Here is a 17,408-nt window from a genome sequence, read left to right on the forward strand (position 1 = left end):
TCGACTCCCGCGACTTTGCGCGTTCTGTAGTTCCCCTGCCCGGCCATTCTCGCGGCCCGGGCGTGAATGCCCTGCTAATCCAGGCCTCGATTATGCAAACGGGATGAGACGCTCGCCTCAAATCCGGCATCGGCTTGCCGTCATCGGAGCAGGTGCATGCTCGCCCGGCCGCACCGCCTTCGAAAATGTTGCCGGGAAGTTATTGACGGGTGAAACCGCTTCGTGCAGAATTCCGCGTCTAACGAAACGCGCCCGTAGCTCAGCTGGATAGAGTACCTGGCTACGAACCAGGCGGTCGGGAGTTCGAATCTCTCCGGGCGCGCCATCTCGAAACAGGCAGACTTAAGGTCTGCCTGTTTTTTTTCGTCCGCATGCTGCTCCCGCACGCGCCGCGGGCGCGGCGAGCCGATCAAAAAAAAGAAGGCCCCGCGATGCGGGGCCTTCTTTTTTCAAACTGGCGGAGTGAGAGGGATTCGAACCCTCGATAAGGCTTTTGACCCTATACTCCCTTAGCAGGGGAGCCCCTTCGGCCACTCGGGCATCACTCCGGGTCTTGTTGCCCGCCGCAGTCGTACCGCAGCGGCCGCATAGAATAGCGGCTCACCGCGCAGGCGGCAAACACATTCACTCCGAAGTGGCGTTCTCCGATGCGGAGGGCGAACCGATTTCTTCACCGCGCTGGATGCGCTGATAGATTTCTTCGCGATGCACGGCCACATCCTTCGGCGCCGTGATGCCGATACGCACCTGGTTGCCTTTGACGCCAAGCACGGTCACCGTGACCGAATCGCCGATCATCAGGGTTTCGCCGACACGGCGGGTCAAGATCAACATGTTTCTTCTCCGTAATCCGGCAAGGATAGTGCCGGGGGCGCGCCTGCCTCGTGAAAAGGGGCTGGCGGCTTCCTGGTACATTCATGAACCTAAAGCATGTTAGCGGCCGGGGGCGCACGGCCGCAAGCACCGCATAGTCCAATAAGGGGGGTCAGCCGAGGCGTTGCTGAACCCATTCAGGAACGCCCTGAAGGGCCGTGGCAAGGGCGGGTCCGTCCTCACCACCACCCTGGGCGAGGTCCGGGCGACCACCGCCCTTGCCCCCGATCTGACTGGCGACATGGGAGAGGAGTTCCCCGGCCTTGACCCGCCCGGTTGCGGCACCGTTCACGCCGGCGACCAGGGCCGCCTTGCCGTCCGCGGTGCCGGCCAACAGGATGACCGCGTCGCCCAGCTGCTGCTTCAGGCGGTCCATGGCGTCGCGGAGCGCCTTGCCGTCGAACCCCTCCAGGCGGGAAGCCAGGACCCGGATGCCGCCCACGTCCACGGCGGAACCGGCCAGGTCCGAGGTGGCGCTGGAAGCGGCCTTGGCTTTCAACCCCTCCAGTTCCCGCTCGAGCTTCTTCTGACGGTCGGCCAACGCCCGAACCTTTTCGACCACCTCCGTCGCGTTGCCACCCAGCAGCGCGGCGGCCTCGGCCAACCGGTGCTCCTCGTCGGCCACGTAGTCCAGCGCGCCCTGCCCCGTGACGGCCTCGATGCGACGGACGCCCGACGACACGCCGCCTTCACTGACCAGCTTGAACAGGCCGATGTCGCCGGTCCGGCCGACATGCGTGCCGCCGCACAATTCGGTGGAATAGCCACCCATCTTCAGTACGCGGACGTGTTCGCCGTACTTCTCGCCGAACAGCGCCATGGCGCCGAAGTCCAACGCTTCCTGCATGCCCATGTTGTGGACTTCGGCTTCGTGGTTGGCACGGACCTGCGCGTTGACCCGGCGCTCGATTTCGGCCAGTTCGGCGGCCGTCAGCGGCTGGAAATGGGAGAAATCGAAGCGCAGGCGATCCGGCGCCACCAGCGAACCTTTCTGCTGGACGTGCGTGCCCAGCACTTCGCGCAGCGCTGCGTGCAGCAGGTGCGTCGCCGAGTGGTTGAGGATGGTGCTGGCGCGGCGCGCGGCGTCGACCGACGCGACCACATGGTCGCCGACCTTCAGGCTGCCCTTGGCGACGCGCCCGACATGGCCATGGAACTGGCCCGCGAATTTGAGCGTATCGGCGACATCGAATTCGACGCCTTGTTCCGCCAGCACACCGGTGTCGCCGACCTGGCCACCGGACTCCGCATAGAACGGCGTGCGGTCCAGGATCACCACCGCCTCGTCGCCCGCATCGATGGATGCCACCGGACGACCGTCCTTCAGCAGTGCGACGATCTGCAGGCCACCGGCATCGAGTTGGTCGTAACCCAGAAAGCCCGTCGGCGACATCTGCGCGACCAGATCGGCAGGCAGGCCGGTACTGGAGGCGAACTTGCCGGCAGCGCGCGCGGTTTCCCGCTGCTGCTCCATGGCCGCATCGAAGCCGGCCATGTCCACCGTCAATCCGCGCTCGCGCGCGATGTCGGCGGTCAGGTCGACCGGGAAGCCATACGTGTCGTACAGACGGAACGCATCCGCTCCGGGAATCACGCCATCGGACACACGCGACGCGACGTCGTCGAAGATGCGCATGCCGGCGTCGAGCGTCTCGGCGAAGCGTTCTTCTTCGGCCTTCAACGCCCTTTCCACGAGGTCCCGGGCAGCGGGCAGTTCCGGATAGGCGTCCCCCATCAGGTCGGCCAGCGTGCCGACCATCTTGTGGAAGAACGGCTGCCGCACGCCCAGCATCCAGCCATGGCGCAGCGCGCGGCGGATGATCCGGCGCAGCACATAGCCACGACCCTCGTTGGAAGGCAGCACGCCATCGACGATCAGGAAGCTGCAGGCGCGGATATGGTCGGCGATGACACGCAGCGACTTGTTCTCCAGATCAGCCGTGCCGGTCAGCTCGGACGCCTTGCGGATCAGCGCCTGGAACAAATCGATCTCGTAGTTCGTATGGACGTGCTGCAGCACCGCGGCGAGGCGTTCCAGGCCCATTCCGGTGTCGACGCATGGGGCCGGCAGCGGCACCAGGGTGCCGTCCGGCTGGCGATCGAACTGCATGAAGACGTTGTTCCAGATCTCGATGTAGCGATCCCCGTCCTCGTCCGGAGAACCCGGAGGGCCGCCGGCGATGTGGTCGCCATGGTCGTAGAAGATCTCGGTGCATGGACCGCAGGGACCGGTGTCCGCCATCTGCCAGAAGTTGTCCGACGCGTAGGGCGCACCCTTGTTGTCGCCGATGCGGACGATGCGTTCGGCCGGCAGGCCGATCATGTTGTGCCAGAGGTCGTAGGCCTCGTCGTCGGTGTGGTAGACCGTGACCAGCAGGCGCTCCTTGGGCAGCTTCCAGACTTCGGTCAGCAGCTCCCACGCCCAGGCGATGGCGTCCTTCTTGAAGTAATCGCCGAAGGACCAATTCCCCAACATTTCGAAGAACGTGTGGTGCCGCGCCGTGTAGCCAACGGAATCAAGATCGTTGTGTTTGCCGCCCGCGCGCAAGCAGCGCTGCACATCGGCCGCGCGCACGTAGCTGCGCTTCTCCGCACCCAGGAACACATCCTTGAACTGCACCATGCCAGAGTTGGTGAACAGCAAGGTGGGGTCGTTGCCGGGCACCAGGGAGGCGGAGGGCACGATGGTGTGGCCCTTGCCGGCGAAGAAATCGAGGAAATCCTGGCGGATCTGGCGGGTGCTGAAGGTCGTGGGCGTGGTCATCTGGCAGGCATTGGCTGGAAGGCGCATCCTGGCGCCGCGTATCCGCGATATGCGGGTGCGGCCGGGCGGAAGCAACCCAATGCACTAGATTATCAGGCCGCCCCGTCCCAGTCCTCCGCCCCTGCCCGGCTGGCGGCCCTGACGCTCGCGCCATCGAAACCACGACGGAGCAGAAAATCGGCGATCTTGCGCCGCTGCGCGATATCGGCCGGATCGACTGGACCGAAACGCCGGCGGACGAGGTCGCACGCCGTTTCGGTCCAGTCGCCGTCGAAGGTGGCCATGGCGGCTTCCACCGCCTCACGATCCAGCCCGTGGGTGGACAGTTCGGCCCGGATCCGCAGCGGGCCATGGCCACCGGCAGCCCGGCTGCGGACCAGGGTCTCGGCAAAGCGCGTGTCGCTCTGCCATCCCTCGTCCACCAACCGATCCACGGCCGATCGCACTTCGGCCGCGTCCAGGCCGCGGGCGGTCAACTTGCGGGACAGCTCTCGCCGGGAGTGTTCCCGGCGCACCAGCAGACCCAGGGCGCGTTGCACGGGCGTCTGCTCGGCGGTCCGGCGACGCGGCTTGCGGCCGCCCTCGCTTTCACCCGCCACGCTGGACACCCCGCGACGCCATCAGCGCTTACTCATCACCGTCGTCGTCGGCCTTCTCATCACGCTTGGCTTCTTCCGGCTGGAACTTCTCGCGAAGCTCGGCTTCCAGCTTGGCTGCCACCGCCGGATTCTCGCGCAGGAAGGTCCGCGCATTGTCCTTGCCCTGGCCGATGCGTTCGCCGCCGTAGCCGTACCAGGCGCCCGCCTTGTCGACCAGCTTTGCTTCCACGCCCATGTCGATCAGTTCGCCTTCGCGGCTGATGCCTTCGCCATACAGGATCTCGGTGACCACCTGCTTGAAAGGGGGGGCCAGCTTGTTCTTGACCACCTTGATCTTGGTCTGGTTACCGATGATTTCGTCGCCCTTCTTGATGGCGCCGATGCGACGGATATCCAGGCGAACCGAGGCGTAGAACTTCAGCGCGTTGCCGCCGGTCGTGGTTTCGGGACTCTGGCCGGGCATCATCACGCCGATCTTCATGCGCAGCTGGTTGATGAAGACCACCAAGGTATTGGAGCGCTTGATGTTGCCGGTCAGCTTGCGCAGCGCCTGGCTCATCAGGCGTGCCTGCAAACCGGGCAACTGGTCGCCCATTTCGCCTTCGATTTCCGCCTTCGGGGTCAACGCGGCCACCGAGTCGATGACGACGATGTCGATGGATCCCGAACGCACCAGCATGTCCGCGATCTCGAGCGCCTGTTCGCCGGTATCGGGTTGCGACAGCAGGAGATCGTCGACGTTGACGCCCAGCTTGGCGGCGTAGATCGGGTCCAGCGCATGTTCTGCATCGATGAAGGCTGCCGTGCCGCCCTGCTTCTGGCACTCGGCGATGGCCTGCAGCGTCAGTGTCGTCTTGCCGGAGGATTCGGGACCATAGATCTCGACCACGCGCCCCTTGGGCAGGCCGCCGATACCCAGCGCCAGGTCCAGCATCAGCGAGCCGGTCGGGATGATCTCGACGGGCTCGATGACCCGGTCGCCCATGCGCATCACCGAGCCCTTGCCGAACTGGCGCTCGATCTGGGTCAGGGCGGCGGAAAGGGCGCGCTTCTTGTTCTCATCCATCGTCGTGGTCCTAGTCAAAGTGGTCAGGTGCGATCAGTGTGGAGGGGGCCCATCGCACAGACTGCGACGGAGCGGGCATGAGGGAGATTAATTACCGACGCAGCGCCAATGGATCGGCGATCGACGCATGTACCGGTCGGAGATTGCCCCGTGACAGGGCCGGGAAGCGCGAAGGGGACGCGGGCACTCACCGGTTCGGCCTCACCAGCCCGCAGTACAGGCCCTCGATGGCGAAGTCCTGGTCCGGCAGCACCTCGATCGGCGCGTAGTCGGGGTTGCGGGGCAGCAGGCGGATGCGGTCCTTGCCGATCTTCAGCAGCTTGACGGTGATGGCGTCGTCGATGCGTGCCACCACGATCTGGCCCGAGCGGGCGTCGCGGGTGCGGTGCACGCCGATCAGGTCGCCATCGAAGATGCCTTCATCACGCATCGAATCTCCTTTTACCTTCAGCAGGTAATCCGGCGCCGGCGCGAAGAAGGCACGGTCCAGCAGGACATAGTCGTGATGGTCGGCGTCCGCCCCGATGGGGGCGCCGGCGGCGACCTGCCCGAGGACGGGTACTCGCAGCCCCTCGTCGTTGGCGGCGGCCGGGAATGCCAGGCCGGATTGGGGCGCGGGCGGCGCCTTGAGGACCCGAATGCCCCGCGCGCGACCGGGCACGCGTTCGATGGCGCCCGCCTGCTCCAGCGCTTCCAGGTGGTACTGGGCCGCCCTGACGCCCTTGAAGCCGAACGCCTTGGCGATCTCGGCCTGCGACGGGGGCATGCCCTCGGCTTCAAGCCGTTCGGCGATCAGGGTGAGGATGGCGAGCTGGGTGTCGGTCAGGTCCATGGTTAGTAGTAATACTACTAACAGAGTGTGCTGGCAATACCTTCTTGCCCCTCAAGGTTGGCGATACGTGGCTAGAGGAGCTCCAGCCCCTGCAACGCCCTGGCGACGGTCTGCCGACGCACGGCGTCCCGATCGCCGTCGAAACGGAAGACTTCCGCGCGGGCGTACCCACCGCGCCGCTTCCAGCCAATCCAGACGGTGCCCACCGGCTTGTCCGCGCTCCCGCCCCCCGGGCCCGCGATGCCGGTCACCGCGACCGCGATGCTCGCGCCCGAATTGACCAGCGCGCCGGACACCATTTCGATGACGGTCTCCCGGCTGACCGCGCCGTGCGTCTCGAGGGTCTGCGGCCGCACACCGAGCAATGCCTGCTTGGCTTCATAGCTGTACGCCGCCATGCCGCAGTCGAACCAGTCCGAAGAACCGGCGATGTCGGTCACGCATTTCGCGATCCAGCCCCCGGTGCAGCTCTCTGCGGTGACCAGGTGGTCGCGCGCCTGACGCAATCGATCGCCCAGCGCCTGGGCGAGGACGCGCAGTGCTTCATCCGAGGGAGCGGACATCGTGGTTCCTACATGGTGGGGGTATGCCTGTTGTAGCCCATTTGCCCGCCGCCTGTCGCGCCGTTTGCGGACACCGGAAAGAAAACGGCCCGCCAGGGGGCGGGCCGCTCGCCACGATCAGCGAAGGGGGATCAGTAGCGGACGCGCAAGGTCACGCCGTACATGCGCGGCGCACCCAGGAACGCGTTGAAGGTGTTGAAGGGATTGTTCGGCGCCGGCGAGACGTTCTGCAGCGGACCATCGAAACCGACCTGCACGTAGTCCTCGTCGGTGATGTTGGTGCCCCAGAACTCCAGCATCCAGCGCTGATCCTGTGCGCCGATGCCGAAGCGCGCATTGGCCACGGTGTAGGCGTCCTGCATCTTCTCCGGATCCAGGTCGGAGCCGGTGTTGTACTTGGACACGTACTTGGCGCCGATGTTGAATCGCGCCGTCAGGCTGCCCACGTCCCATTCGTACGTCACCGACGCCGAGCCGGACCACTTCGGCGCGAAGCTCATCTGCGAGCCCGGGAGCTTGTACAGCGCACCCGTCGGCGCGACGAAATCGCCACCGGAGATGTTGTCGCCGTACTTGGTGTCGGCATACATCAGGCCGCTCTGGAACATCAGTCCCTTGATCGAACGGGGCTGCCACAGCAGTTCCGCGTCCAGGCCCTGCGAGGTGACTTCCGGAATCGAACGCACCACGAAACTGGTGCCCAGGAAGCTGTTGAGCTGGAAGTCCTCATACTTCTGGTGGAACAGCGTGGCATTCAACAGCAGGTTGCCATCCAGCCAGGTCGTCTTGGTGCCCAACTCGTAGCTGTCGACGAACTCACCCGGGAACGAGGTGTCCAGCACCGGGATGATGCCGTTCGCACTGCCGCTGCTCAGTCCGTTCGAGGACTGCACGCGGTCCAGATTGAAGCCGCCCCCCTTGTAGCCGCGCGCGAACGAGGCGTAGGTCATGATGTTGTCGTTCCAGCGGTAGGCCGCCTTCACCGTACCCGACCACTCCTTCTCTTCGCGCTCCTGCACGGTGTCGCGCGTGGCCGCGTTGTGCAGCGGGTTCGCCCACGGCAGGCAGCCGTAGCCGATCACCGTCGGGGCGGCGGCGACCGCCTGCGCCTGGGTCAGGCCACGTGCCATCAGCGCGCCCACCACGCCCGCCTGGTTGGCGAGCATCGCGCCGCAGCCGGCGCCGCCGTTGGGGTTGCTGTAGTTGGAGACCAGGTGCTTCTTCTCCCGGGTGTAGCGCAGGCCCAGGGTGATGTCGAGCGCGTCCGTGGCGTGCCAGGTGTTGTTGGTGAACAGCGCCGTGCTCTTGGCATTCTGCTTGTAGTTGTCCAGCGCGCCCAGGCCGGCGAAGACCGTGCCGAACGGCCGGCCGGACGCCTGGGACAGGAACAGCGGCGCGGTCGGCGACTGGCCCAGGGCAGGATTGATGATCGACAGCAGGGCGACCGACAGGTACGGCTCGTAGTGCGGGCCGATCCGGTACGTTTCGGTGCGGTCGAGGTCCTCATCGGAGTAGAACGCACCCACCATCCAGTCGATACGTTCCGTCGAACCGGTCAGGCGAAACTCCTGACTGAAGGTGTCGAAGCCGGTGAAGGATTCGTCCTCGTCCGCGTTGCGGTACAGGATGTCGGCCGTGCTGAAATCGTAGTCCAGGCCGTTGATGGCCTCCCACGTGCGCTGGGCGGTGATCGAGGTCAGCGTCGCATTGCCGAACCACGGCGAGTCCCAATTGACCTCCACCGATACACCGCTGTCCTTGATGTCCTGCGTGGTCGGGCGGTTGCTGTAGGCCACGCGGTCGAACGGATCGTCGCCCGGGGCAGCCACGGCCTGACCATTCACCAGACGATTGAGGATGGCCGCCGTCGCGCCGACCGTGGTCTGCACGGCGGTGCAGCAGTTCTCCTCGCGGCTGGTGAAGTCACCGGCCACGAGGATGTCGAGGGTGTCGGTCGGCTCCAGCAGCAGCTTGCCGCGCACGGTGTGGAAGTTCTGGTCGTAGTCGTCGGTTTCCTTGCGCGGCCCATTGCCGGTGCGCACGTCCATCCAGCCGTCGCGCTTGCGCTTGGCGGCGTAGATGTTGAAGGCGCCGACTTCGCCCAGCGCGTCGTTGTAGGCTCCGGACACGCCCATCGCACCGTGGTTGCCCACCGTGACTTCGCCTTCGGCGCTCTGCATATATCCCGGGCGGCGGGTCACCACGTTGATGACGCCCGCGGAGGTGTTCTTGCCGAACACGGTGCCCTGCGGACCCTTCAGCACTTCGATGCGCTCGAGCTGGCCGAGATCGCCGAAGCCCACGCTGTTGCGCGGGCGGTACACACCGTCGATCACCACGCCGACCGAGGACTCCAGGCCCACGTTGTCGCCGACCGTGCCGATGCCGCGGATGCGCGCGGTGGTGATGGCCTCGCTCTGCGTGCTGGTCACGGTCATGCCCGGCACCAGCACCTGCAGGTCCTTGATGTCGCGCACGCCGGTATCCTGCAGCAGCTGCTCGGATATGGCGGTTACCGCGATGGGCACGTCCTGCATGGCCTCCTCGCGCTTCTGCGCGGTGACCGTCATGGTCGCCAGTGTGGTGGGCTCTTCTTCTGCAGCCGGCGCGGCGGCCTGCTGTGCGTAAGCCTGCGAAGTCGCGCACAGCGCGCCGAAAACGGCGAGCGAAAGCGCTTTGTGCCTGGGCAATGCCTTGACCATGTTCTCCCCTCCCAAGGGTCATTTTTATGAGCGACGGGCTTGCAGTGATCCCGATGTTGGCGCGCGGCGATGCCGCCATGAAGAACGCAACTCCCCTTGCGTCCATTGCGAAATTAACACCCGCTTCACAGCGCGGCATTCTGCACTGCGTCGATACGCAGGCCATCACTTTGGCATGGATAAGCCACTGATTTTACGAACGATCGTGCGGAACCATGGTTACGCCAAACTCGCTCATTCCGCCTGCCGTCGCCGTGGACAGGGTGCCGCAATGCCTTCCCGAGGGCTGCCGAGACGAGCGGTGCCGGCGTGGCCTGCGGCTACAATCAGCGTCCTTTTTGCCTCCCCTTCCCGCTGGCCTCGTGAGCAAAGACAAGTCGGAACACACGCCCCTGATGAAGCAGTTCTTCGCCGCCAAGGCGGAGTACCCGGATCTGCTGCTGTTCTTCCGGATGGGCGACTTCTACGAATTGTTCTATGACGACGCGCGCAAGGCCGCCCGGCTGCTCGACATCACATTGACCCAGCGCGGCAGCTCGGGTGGCGCGCCGATCCCGATGGCCGGCGTGCCGGTTCACGCTTACGAGGGCTACCTCGCCCGGCTGGTGGCGCTGGGCGAATCGGTGGCGATCTGCGAGCAGATCGGCGATCCCGCACTGGCCAAGGGCCTGGTGGAGCGCAAGGTCGTCCGCATCGTCACCCCCGGCACGGTGACCGACGAAGCGCTGCTCAACGAGCGCCGCGACACGCTGCTGATGGCGGTGGCCCGTGGTCGTTCCGGCTACGGCCTGGCGTGGGCCGACCTGGCCGGTGGCCGTTTCCTGGTCAATGAAGTCGACAGCGACGACGCGCTGGAGGCCGAACTCGCGCGCCTGGAGCCGGCCGAACTGCTGTTGCCGGACGAAGAAGGCTGGCCCGCGTTCCTGCAGCAGCGCACGGGCACGCGCCGGCGCGCGCCCTGGCTGTTCGATCCGGACAGCGGCCGCCGGCAGCTGCTGCAGTTCTTCGGCCTGCACGACCTGACCGGCTTCGGCATCGAGGACAAGGCGTTGGCGACCGCCGCCGCCGCCGCGTTGCTGGGGTATGTGGAAGAAACCCAGAAGCAGCGGCTGCCCCACCTCACCGCGATCGCGGTGGAATCGGCAGGCGATGCCATCGCGATGAACGCGGCCACCCGCCGGCACCTGGAGCTCGATACCCGCGTCGATGGCGATACCCGGCACACCCTGCTCGGCGTGCTGGACACCACCGTGACCCCGATGGGCGGCCGCCTGCTGCGGCGCTGGCTGCACCGTCCCTTGCGCGACCGCCGCGTGCTCGGCGAACGCCACCACGCCGTGGCCACGCTGATGGGCGGCGCGGAACGGGACCTGCGGATCGGCTTCCGCGCGCTCGGCGATCTCGAACGCATCCTCACCCGCGTCGCGTTGCGCTCCGCGCGCCCCCGCGACCTGTCCACCCTGCGCGATGGCCTGGCGCTGCTGCCCGACGTGCGGGCGAACCTCGCACCGCTGGATTCGCCGCGCCTCGGCGCGCTGGCCGCGGAACTCGGCGAACACGCCGACACCGCGGCCCTGCTGCTCGCCGCCGTGGCGCCGCAGCCGCCGCTGAAGCTCAGCGACGGCGGCGTGCTGGCCAACGGATACGACGCCGAACTGGACGAACTGCGCCAGCTGAGCACGAACGCGGACCAGTTCCTGATCGACCTGGAAGCGCGTGAGCGCGAAAGCAGCGGCATCGCCACGCTCAAGGTCGGCTACAACCGCGTGCACGGCTATTACATCGAGATCAGCAAGGGCCAGGCCGAACGCGCGCCGGTGCATTACACGCGCCGCCAGACCCTGACCGGTGCCGAGCGCTACATCACCGAAGAGCTGAAGCAGTTCGAGGACAAGGTCCTCTCCGCGCGCGAGCGCTCGCTGTCGCGCGAGAAACTGCTGTACGACGCCCTGCTGGACGCCCTCAATGCGCGCCTGGAACCGCTCAAGCGCTGCGCCGCCGCGTTGAGCGAGCTCGACGTGCTGGCCGGCTTCGCCGAACGCGCGCAGGCGCTGGACTGGGCGCAGCCCGAATTGAGCGAGGCGCCCGGCCTGCGCATCGAGCGTGGCCGCCACCCGGTGGTGGAAGCCGTGCGCAAGGAGCCCTTCGAGCCCAACGACCTGTTGCTGGAAGGCGATGACGGCGACGACGGACGTCGCATGCTGGTGATCACCGGCCCGAACATGGGCGGCAAGAGCACCTACATGCGACAGAACGCGCTGATCGTGCTGCTGGCCCACATCGGCAGCTTCGTGCCGGCATCGCGCGCGGTGCTGGGCCCGATCGACCGCATCCTGACCCGCATCGGCGCCGGCGACGACCTCGCGCGCGGCCAGTCGACCTTCATGGTGGAGATGGCGGAAACCAGTTACATCCTCCACCACGCCACCGCGCAGTCGCTGGTGCTGATGGACGAGATCGGCCGCGGTACCTCCACGTACGACGGCCTGGCGCTCGCCGATGCGGTGGCGCGCCACCTGGCCACGGCGAACCGCTGCTACACGCTGTTCGCCACGCATTATTTCGAGCTGACCGCACTGGCCGGCGAACGCGGCAGCGGTATCGCCAACGTCCATCTCGATGCGGTCGAACATGGCGATGCCCTGGTCTTCATGCATGCGGTGAAGGAAGGCGCGGCGGACCGGAGCTTCGGCCTGCAGGTGGCCGCACTGGCCGGCCTGCCCAGGACCACGCTGCAACAGGCGCGCCGGCGCCTGGCGGAACTGGAACAGCGCGGCCGCGAGACGCACGCGTCGGACATGGCGCCGCAGGCGCTCGATGCTCCGCAGCAGTTCGGGCTCTTCGCCGCTGCCCCATCGGCCGCGCAGGAGGCGCTCGCCGCCCTCGACCCCGACGATCTGACGCCGAAGCAGGCCCTAGAAGCGCTGTACCGGCTCAAGGCCCTGCTCTAGGCCGGGCACCCTCCGCAACGACACCCTGCCGGCTTCACTGCGGCAGGTGATGCGCGCACGTCCCTACAACACCTGCGTAACGCGCGCGGAGTATCGTGACGCTCCCCCAGCGGGGCTTCGATGGCGCAGCGCACCATTGAATGGCGCTATCGGATCCTTCGCCACAAACGATTTTCATTGATCGTCCGCAGTACCTAGTCTGGTCGTCATCCGCCAACGCCCTCGAGGACGTGAGCCCATGCTTCCCACTCAGGTCCGCCCCGACGCCGCGCCTGCGGACCGTCCTCCCCCGCCTCCCTAGAACACGCCGCACGAGGACTTCGCCGAGCCCTCGCGCGCGACGCCATCGTGTGCTCCCCATTCCAACCGACGACCCACCCACCGCCACAGGAAGGAAACCCATGACGACCGAATCCAAATGCCCGTTCCACGCGTCCGCCGGCGGCGGTACCGGGAATCGCGACTGGTGGCCCAACCAGTTGCGGCTGGACCTGCTCAATCAGCATTCCGCACGTTCCAATCCGCTGGATGAAAGCTTCGACTACGCAGCCGCCTTCAAGAAGCTCGACTACCACGCTCTGAAAAAGGACCTGCGCGACGTGATGACCGATTCGCAGGAGTGGTGGCCCGCGGACTTCGGCCATTACGGCGGCCTCTTCATCCGCATGGCCTGGCACAGCGCCGGCACCTACCGCATCGGCGATGGCCGCGGCGGCGGCGGGCGCGGTCAGCAGCGGTTCGCGCCGCTCAACAGCTGGCCGGACAACGTCAGTCTGGACAAGGCCCGCCGCCTGCTGTGGCCGGTGAAGCAGAAGTACGGGCAGGCCATTTCATGGGCCGACCTGATGATCCTGGCCGGCAATGTCGCACTGGAGACGATGGGCTTCCGCACCTTCGGCTTCGGCGGCGGCCGCGAGGATGTGTGGGAACCCGACCAGGATGTGTACTGGGGCCGCGAGACGACGTGGCTTGGCGGCGACGTCCGCTACGCGCATGGCTCGGAAGGCGTGGAGAAGCCGGCCGATGAAGGCGTGCTCGTCTCCGACGACGATGCCGACGGCGACGTGCATTCGCGTCGGCTGGAGAACCCGCTCGGCGCCGTGCAGATGGGCCTGATCTATGTGAATCCGGAAGGCCCCGACGGCAATCCCGACCCGTTGCTCGCGGCGCACGATATCCGCGACACCTTCGGCCGCATGGCGATGGACGATGAAGAAACCGTCGCCCTGATCGCCGGTGGCCATACCTTCGGCAAGACGCACGGCGCGGGTCCGGCCGACAACGTCGGTGCCGAGCCCGAAGCCGGCGACCTGGAGCAACAGGGCTTCGGTTGGCACAACAAGTTCGGCAGCGGCCGCGGTGGCGACACCATCACCTCCGGCATCGAGGTGACGTGGACGCAGACGCCTACACTGTGGAGCAACAAGTTCTTCGAGAACCTGTTCGGCTTCGAGTGGGAACTGGAGAAGTCGCCGGCCGGCGCCCACCAGTGGGTCGCCAAGGACGCGCCGGAAGACGTGCCGTTCGCGCACGACAAGACGAAGAAGCAGCGGGTGAAGATGCTGACCACCGATCTGTCGCTGCGTTTCGATCCGATCTACGGCCCGATCTCCAAGCGCTTCCTGGAAAATCCTCAGGCGTTCGCCGACGCGTTCGCCCGCGCGTGGTTCAAGCTGACCCATCGCGACATGGGCCCGCGCGTGCGCTACCTCGGTCCGGAAGTGCCGAAGGAAGAACTGATCTGGCAGGACCCGCTGCCCACCGCCGACCACGCGGTCGTCGAAGCGGCCGACGTCGAGTCGCTCAAGAGCAAGATCGCAGCGTCCGGCCTGTCGGTCGCCGAACTCGTTTCCACGGCATGGGCCTCGGCCTCCACGTTCCGTGGCGGCGACAAGCGCGGTGGCGCGAACGGTGCTCGCCTGCGCCTGTCGCCGCAGAAGGACTGGGCCGTCAACCGCCCGGACTCGCTGGCCAAGGTACTGAAGGCGCTGGAGCGCATCCAGATGGAGTTCAACCTGGATGCGAGCGGCGGCAAGAAGATATCGCTGGCCGACCTCATCGTGCTCGCCGGTGGCGTGGGCGTCGAACAGGCAGCGAAGGCCGGTGGCATCACCCTCACCGTGCCGTTCCGTCCGGGTCGCACCGATGCGCGCCAGGACCAGACCGATGCGGAATCGTTCGCGGTGCTTGAGCCGTTCGCCGACGGCTTCCGCAACTATCTGAAGGCACGCTCCGCGGTGCCGGCCGAGCATCTGCTGGTCGACAAGGCGCAGTTGCTGACGCTGACCGCGCCGGAGATGACCGCGCTCGTCGGCGGCCTGCGCGTGCTTGGCGCGAATGCGGACGGTGATGCCGGCGTGCTGACCGACAAGCCGGGCACGCTCAGCAACGACTTCTTCGTCAACCTGCTCGACATGGGCACGGAGTGGAAGGCCACCGGCGCCAACAGCTACGCCGGGCACGACCGCAAGACCGGCGCGAAGAAGTGGACGGGCAGCCGGGTTGACCTGGTGTTCGGCTCCAACGCGGTGCTGCGCGCCCTCGCCGAGGTCTACGCCAGCGCGGACGGTAAGGACAAGTTCGTGAAGGACTTCGCCGCCGCCTGGGTGAAGGTGATGGAACTGGACCGCTTCGACCTGCGCTGATCGTCAACGCGGTACCTCAAGACGCCGCATGACCCGCCCGGGCATGCGGCGTCGCCGTTTCCGCCGGTCGGCCCGCTTTAACTGTGAGTCGGCGATCGGTCAGATTGGCGCTAGCATCATCCGCGGCTTCCCACCCCCGTCCAGGAGGACGAACGCACGATGAGCAACGCTTCCCTCGCAGAAGAACTCTTCGCCCAGTTGCAGGGCGCGCCGATGCAGCAGGTTTCCCAGCAGCTCGGCATCGGCCAGATGCAGGCGTCCAGCGCCGTCGGCGCCGCGCTCCCACTGTTGCTGGGTGCCCTCGGCCGCAACACCGCGCAGCCGCAGGGCGCGGAAGCGCTGTTCGGCGCCCTGCAGCGCAACCACAGCGGCCTGGATATCGGCAGCGTGCTGGGTGCGGTGCTGGGCGGCGCAGCGTCACCGCAGGCCAATGGCGCCGGCATCCTCGGTCATGTCTTCGGCGGCCAGCAGAACCGCGCGGAACTCGGCCTTGGCCAGGCGACCGGTCTGGGCGGCGAACGCGCCGGCCAGTTGCTGAAGATCCTCGCCCCGATCGTGCTCGCCTTCATCGCGCAGCGCATGACCCAGGGCAGCGCGCAGAACAATCCGCTTGGCCTGGCCGAAGTGCTGGGCCAGGAGCAGCGCCAGGTGCAGCAGCAAGGCGGTCTCGGCGGTGGTCTGTTGGGTGCCGTGCTGGACCAGGATGGCGACGGCCAGCTGGGCCTGGGCGACATCCTGAAGATCGGCAGCGGCATGTTCGGCGGCGGACGCTGAGCCTCGGACATCCGCGATGACGAAGGGCGCCTCGGCGCCCTTCGTTCTTTACATCGCGTCGATGTCGCCCAGCGCGCGGATCAGGCGTCGCGCACGCTTGTCGGGTTTGGAGTGCGGCGCCTGGTAGCCCGTGCGCTCCGCTCGGCGCAACGCCAACGCGGCGTCGCGCTTCTGTCGCGACGCCTCCGATTCGAGATACAGCGCCTGCGCGACAGGTGCCGGGCCGCGTTGGTCGCTCACCCCGCGCACTTCGACCTCGTAGATCTCATCGCCGCGCGTGATCGCCAGAATGTCGCCCACGCGCACGGCGCGCGAGGACTTCGCACGCTGCCCGCCCGCGTCGACCTTGCCCGTCTCGACGGCGTGCTTGGCGACGCTGCGGGTCTTGAAGAAGCGCGCCGCCCATAGCCAGATATCCAGCCTGACGGCGTCCATTGAAGCGTCTTTTTCCGACATTCGAGAAATGTGGGCCGACTGCAGGCCGAAGGAAGAGACAGGTATCGGACAGGGCACGATCTTGCCACCCTGCGATGCCGCGAACAATGAAAGCCGCGCCGCTACGGCAGCTCGTAAAGCCCCGCCCTTTCGGCGATGGTGCGCGACAATTCCACGCTCCGGGGTGCGGCGAGCCCGCCATACTGCGCATCCACGGATGCCAGAAGACGCCCGGCTTCTTCCAGTTTGCCTTCGGCGATCCGGGCAGCCACCCCATCGAGCTGCTTCCCGATGCGCTTGTCCAGTTCGGCCAGGCAAGCACCGGCTTCGGCATTCTCCTGGATGGGCTTTTCCACAGCATCCATCGCCCTGCTGAAGCCACGCCCATCCGGGACCCAGTGCTCGACGCCGTTCTGGGGCACCAACCGGACGCCTTGCATGCACAGCATCTCCAGATTCTTGCGCGTGCGTGCATCCTTCGAGCGATTGGGCGAATCGTTGCCGCCCGTCGAGAACACGAAGCGCGTCTGCCGCTGCATCATGCGCGACAGGCTCTCGGACGGCAGGGTGAAGCCGCTCTCGCCCCCCAGCGCATCGCTGCCGCCCGCAAGGAACACGCCACGGAACACGTCGGGGTAGGCCATCACCGTACGCTGCGCGGTGCGGGACCCTCCCGAGAAACCGCCGATGTAGACCCGTTCCGGATCCAGCGCGTACCGGCTCCGCACGTACTCGTAGCCGTGCAGCGCCAGCGGCACGCGTCGATCGAAGATGTTCTCGATATTGCTGGACCGGCGCGACGCCACATAGATGATGTGCCGGTCACGAAACACCTTCCACCAATCGTGCGGCACCTGGATGTCGTCGGCGGGCCAGATGAACACCATCAGGCCGTACTTCCCGTTCGCGTCGGGTTCGGGAACGAACAGCTCGAACGGTTCTTCGCCCGGCGTGATCGTCTGCTCCTGCAGGCTGAAATCCACCTTCTCGCGAAACTTGACGATGCGGTCCTGGGTGACCGGCGTGAGCAGCCGCGACGTGAGTTCGGACGCCGATGCGAGCGGAGACAGCGTGTCCAGGGTGAACGGGCGACTGGGCGAATTGGCCGCGGCCAGGCCGCCCGACAGGACAAAGGCGACGACGGTCGTCAGGAAGCGGAACAACCGGAGTGCGGGACGACGCTGCATGGGACGCTCGTTCGAAG

General features: G+C 66.5%; 13 protein-coding genes and 2 tRNA genes. 5 read left to right on the forward strand and 10 right to left on the reverse strand.

All coding sequences use genetic code 11. The annotated features are described in order from the left end of the window. The first annotated feature begins 248 nt into the window (after positions 1-248). Positions 249-325, forward strand: a tRNA-Arg gene (locus BLT45_RS11565). 130 nt (positions 326-455) lie between these two features. Here BLT45_RS11565 and BLT45_RS11570 read toward each other — a convergent pair. From BLT45_RS11570 to BLT45_RS11605, 8 genes are all read right to left on the reverse strand, one after another. Further along, positions 456-548, reverse strand: a tRNA-Ser gene (locus BLT45_RS11570). A 76-nt stretch (positions 549-624) separates the two neighbouring features. Continuing rightward, a complete protein-coding gene (gene csrA / locus BLT45_RS11575) occupies positions 625-834 on the reverse strand; it encodes a carbon storage regulator CsrA (protein ID WP_093299906.1) in 210 nt (69 codons plus the stop codon). A gap of 151 nt (positions 835-985) precedes the next feature. Continuing rightward, positions 986-3,637, reverse strand: a complete 2,652-nt coding sequence (alaS, locus tag BLT45_RS11580; RefSeq protein WP_093299909.1) for an alanine--tRNA ligase — start codon at positions 3,635-3,637, stop codon at positions 986-988. 92 nt (positions 3,638-3,729) lie between these two features. Next, positions 3,730-4,236 carry a recombination regulator RecX gene (gene recX, locus BLT45_RS11585; protein WP_093301970.1) on the reverse strand — a complete coding sequence of 169 codons (507 nt, stop codon included), beginning with the start codon at positions 4,234-4,236 and terminating at the stop codon, positions 3,730-3,732. Positions 4,237-4,264: 28 nt separating this feature from the next. Continuing rightward, positions 4,265-5,302 carry a recombinase RecA gene (gene recA / locus BLT45_RS11590; protein ID WP_093299912.1) on the reverse strand — a complete coding sequence of 346 codons (1,038 nt, stop codon included), beginning with the start codon at positions 5,300-5,302 and terminating at the stop codon, positions 4,265-4,267. A gap of 187 nt (positions 5,303-5,489) precedes the next feature. Continuing rightward, positions 5,490-6,134: a transcriptional repressor LexA gene (gene lexA / locus BLT45_RS11595; protein ID WP_093299915.1), complete on the reverse strand. Its 645-nt coding sequence runs from the start codon at positions 6,132-6,134 to the stop codon at positions 5,490-5,492. A gap of 71 nt (positions 6,135-6,205) precedes the next feature. Further along, a complete protein-coding gene (locus BLT45_RS11600; protein WP_093299918.1) occupies positions 6,206-6,697 on the reverse strand; it encodes a CinA family protein in 492 nt (163 codons plus the stop codon). 131 nt (positions 6,698-6,828) lie between these two features. Further along, the gene (locus BLT45_RS11605) at positions 6,829-9,399 is read right to left on the reverse strand and encodes a TonB-dependent receptor (protein ID WP_093299921.1); all 2,571 of its coding nucleotides are present in this window, start codon (positions 9,397-9,399) and stop codon (positions 6,829-6,831) included. 26 nt (positions 9,400-9,425) lie between these two features. Between BLT45_RS11605 and BLT45_RS18370 the strand changes: the two genes are divergently transcribed. The 4 genes from BLT45_RS18370 to BLT45_RS11620 all read left to right on the forward strand — a co-directional run bounded on the left by BLT45_RS18370 (position 9,426) and on the right by BLT45_RS11620 (position 15,769). Beyond that, positions 9,426-9,590: a hypothetical protein gene (locus BLT45_RS18370; RefSeq protein WP_175455833.1), complete on the forward strand. Its 165-nt coding sequence runs from the start codon at positions 9,426-9,428 to the stop codon at positions 9,588-9,590. A gap of 204 nt (positions 9,591-9,794) precedes the next feature. Next, a complete protein-coding gene (mutS, locus tag BLT45_RS11610) occupies positions 9,795-12,350 on the forward strand; it encodes a DNA mismatch repair protein MutS (protein WP_093301974.1) in 2,556 nt (851 codons plus the stop codon). Between the two features lie 401 nt (positions 12,351-12,751). After that, positions 12,752-14,995 (forward strand): catalase/peroxidase HPI, encoded by a 2,244-nt coding sequence (katG, locus tag BLT45_RS11615; protein WP_093299924.1) that lies wholly within the window; start codon positions 12,752-12,754, stop codon positions 14,993-14,995. Positions 14,996-15,154: 159 nt separating this feature from the next. Then, the gene (locus BLT45_RS11620) at positions 15,155-15,769 is read left to right on the forward strand and encodes a DUF937 domain-containing protein (protein ID WP_093299928.1); all 615 of its coding nucleotides are present in this window, start codon (positions 15,155-15,157) and stop codon (positions 15,767-15,769) included. Positions 15,770-15,817: 48 nt separating this feature from the next. Here BLT45_RS11620 and BLT45_RS11625 read toward each other — a convergent pair whose 3' ends face one another. Together BLT45_RS11625 and BLT45_RS11630 are read right to left on the reverse strand one after the other, a co-directional pair. After that, positions 15,818-16,204 (reverse strand): RNA-binding S4 domain-containing protein, encoded by a 387-nt coding sequence (locus BLT45_RS11625; protein WP_254771874.1) that lies wholly within the window; start codon positions 16,202-16,204, stop codon positions 15,818-15,820. Positions 16,205-16,326: 122 nt separating this feature from the next. Further along, a complete protein-coding gene (locus tag BLT45_RS11630; protein WP_139188006.1) occupies positions 16,327-17,367 on the reverse strand; it encodes a hypothetical protein in 1,041 nt (346 codons plus the stop codon). Positions 17,368-17,408 lie beyond the last annotated feature (41 nt).

It is taken from the genome of Pseudoxanthomonas sp. CF385 (assembly GCF_900104255.1).
Classification (GTDB): domain Bacteria; phylum Pseudomonadota; class Gammaproteobacteria; order Xanthomonadales; family Xanthomonadaceae; genus Pseudoxanthomonas_A.

Bases quoted from the DNA above. Each gene is read 5' to 3' on its own strand.
- csrA (WP_093299906.1), bottom strand. From the start codon at position 834: ATGTTGATCTTGACCCGCCGTGTCGGCGAAACCCTGATGATCGGCGAT.
- alaS (WP_093299909.1), bottom strand. From the start codon at position 3,637: ATGACCACGCCCACGACCTTCAGCACCCGCCAGATCCGCCAGGATTTC.
- recA (WP_093299912.1), bottom strand. From the start codon at position 5,302: ATGGATGAGAACAAGAAGCGCGCCCTTTCCGCCGCCCTGACCCAGATC.
- lexA (WP_093299915.1), bottom strand. From the start codon at position 6,134: ATGGACCTGACCGACACCCAGCTCGCCATCCTCACCCTGATCGCCGAA.
- BLT45_RS11600 (WP_093299918.1), bottom strand. From the start codon at position 6,697: ATGTCCGCTCCCTCGGATGAAGCACTGCGCGTCCTCGCCCAGGCGCTG.
- BLT45_RS11605 (WP_093299921.1), bottom strand. From the start codon at position 9,399: ATGGTCAAGGCATTGCCCAGGCACAAAGCGCTTTCGCTCGCCGTTTTC.
- BLT45_RS18370 (WP_175455833.1), top strand. From the start codon at position 9,426: ATGAGCGACGGGCTTGCAGTGATCCCGATGTTGGCGCGCGGCGATGCC.
- mutS (WP_093301974.1), top strand. From the start codon at position 9,795: ATGAAGCAGTTCTTCGCCGCCAAGGCGGAGTACCCGGATCTGCTGCTG.
- katG (WP_093299924.1), top strand. From the start codon at position 12,752: ATGACGACCGAATCCAAATGCCCGTTCCACGCGTCCGCCGGCGGCGGT.
- BLT45_RS11620 (WP_093299928.1), top strand. From the start codon at position 15,155: ATGAGCAACGCTTCCCTCGCAGAAGAACTCTTCGCCCAGTTGCAGGGC.
- BLT45_RS11625 (WP_254771874.1), bottom strand. From the start codon at position 16,204: ATGGACGCCGTCAGGCTGGATATCTGGCTATGGGCGGCGCGCTTCTTC.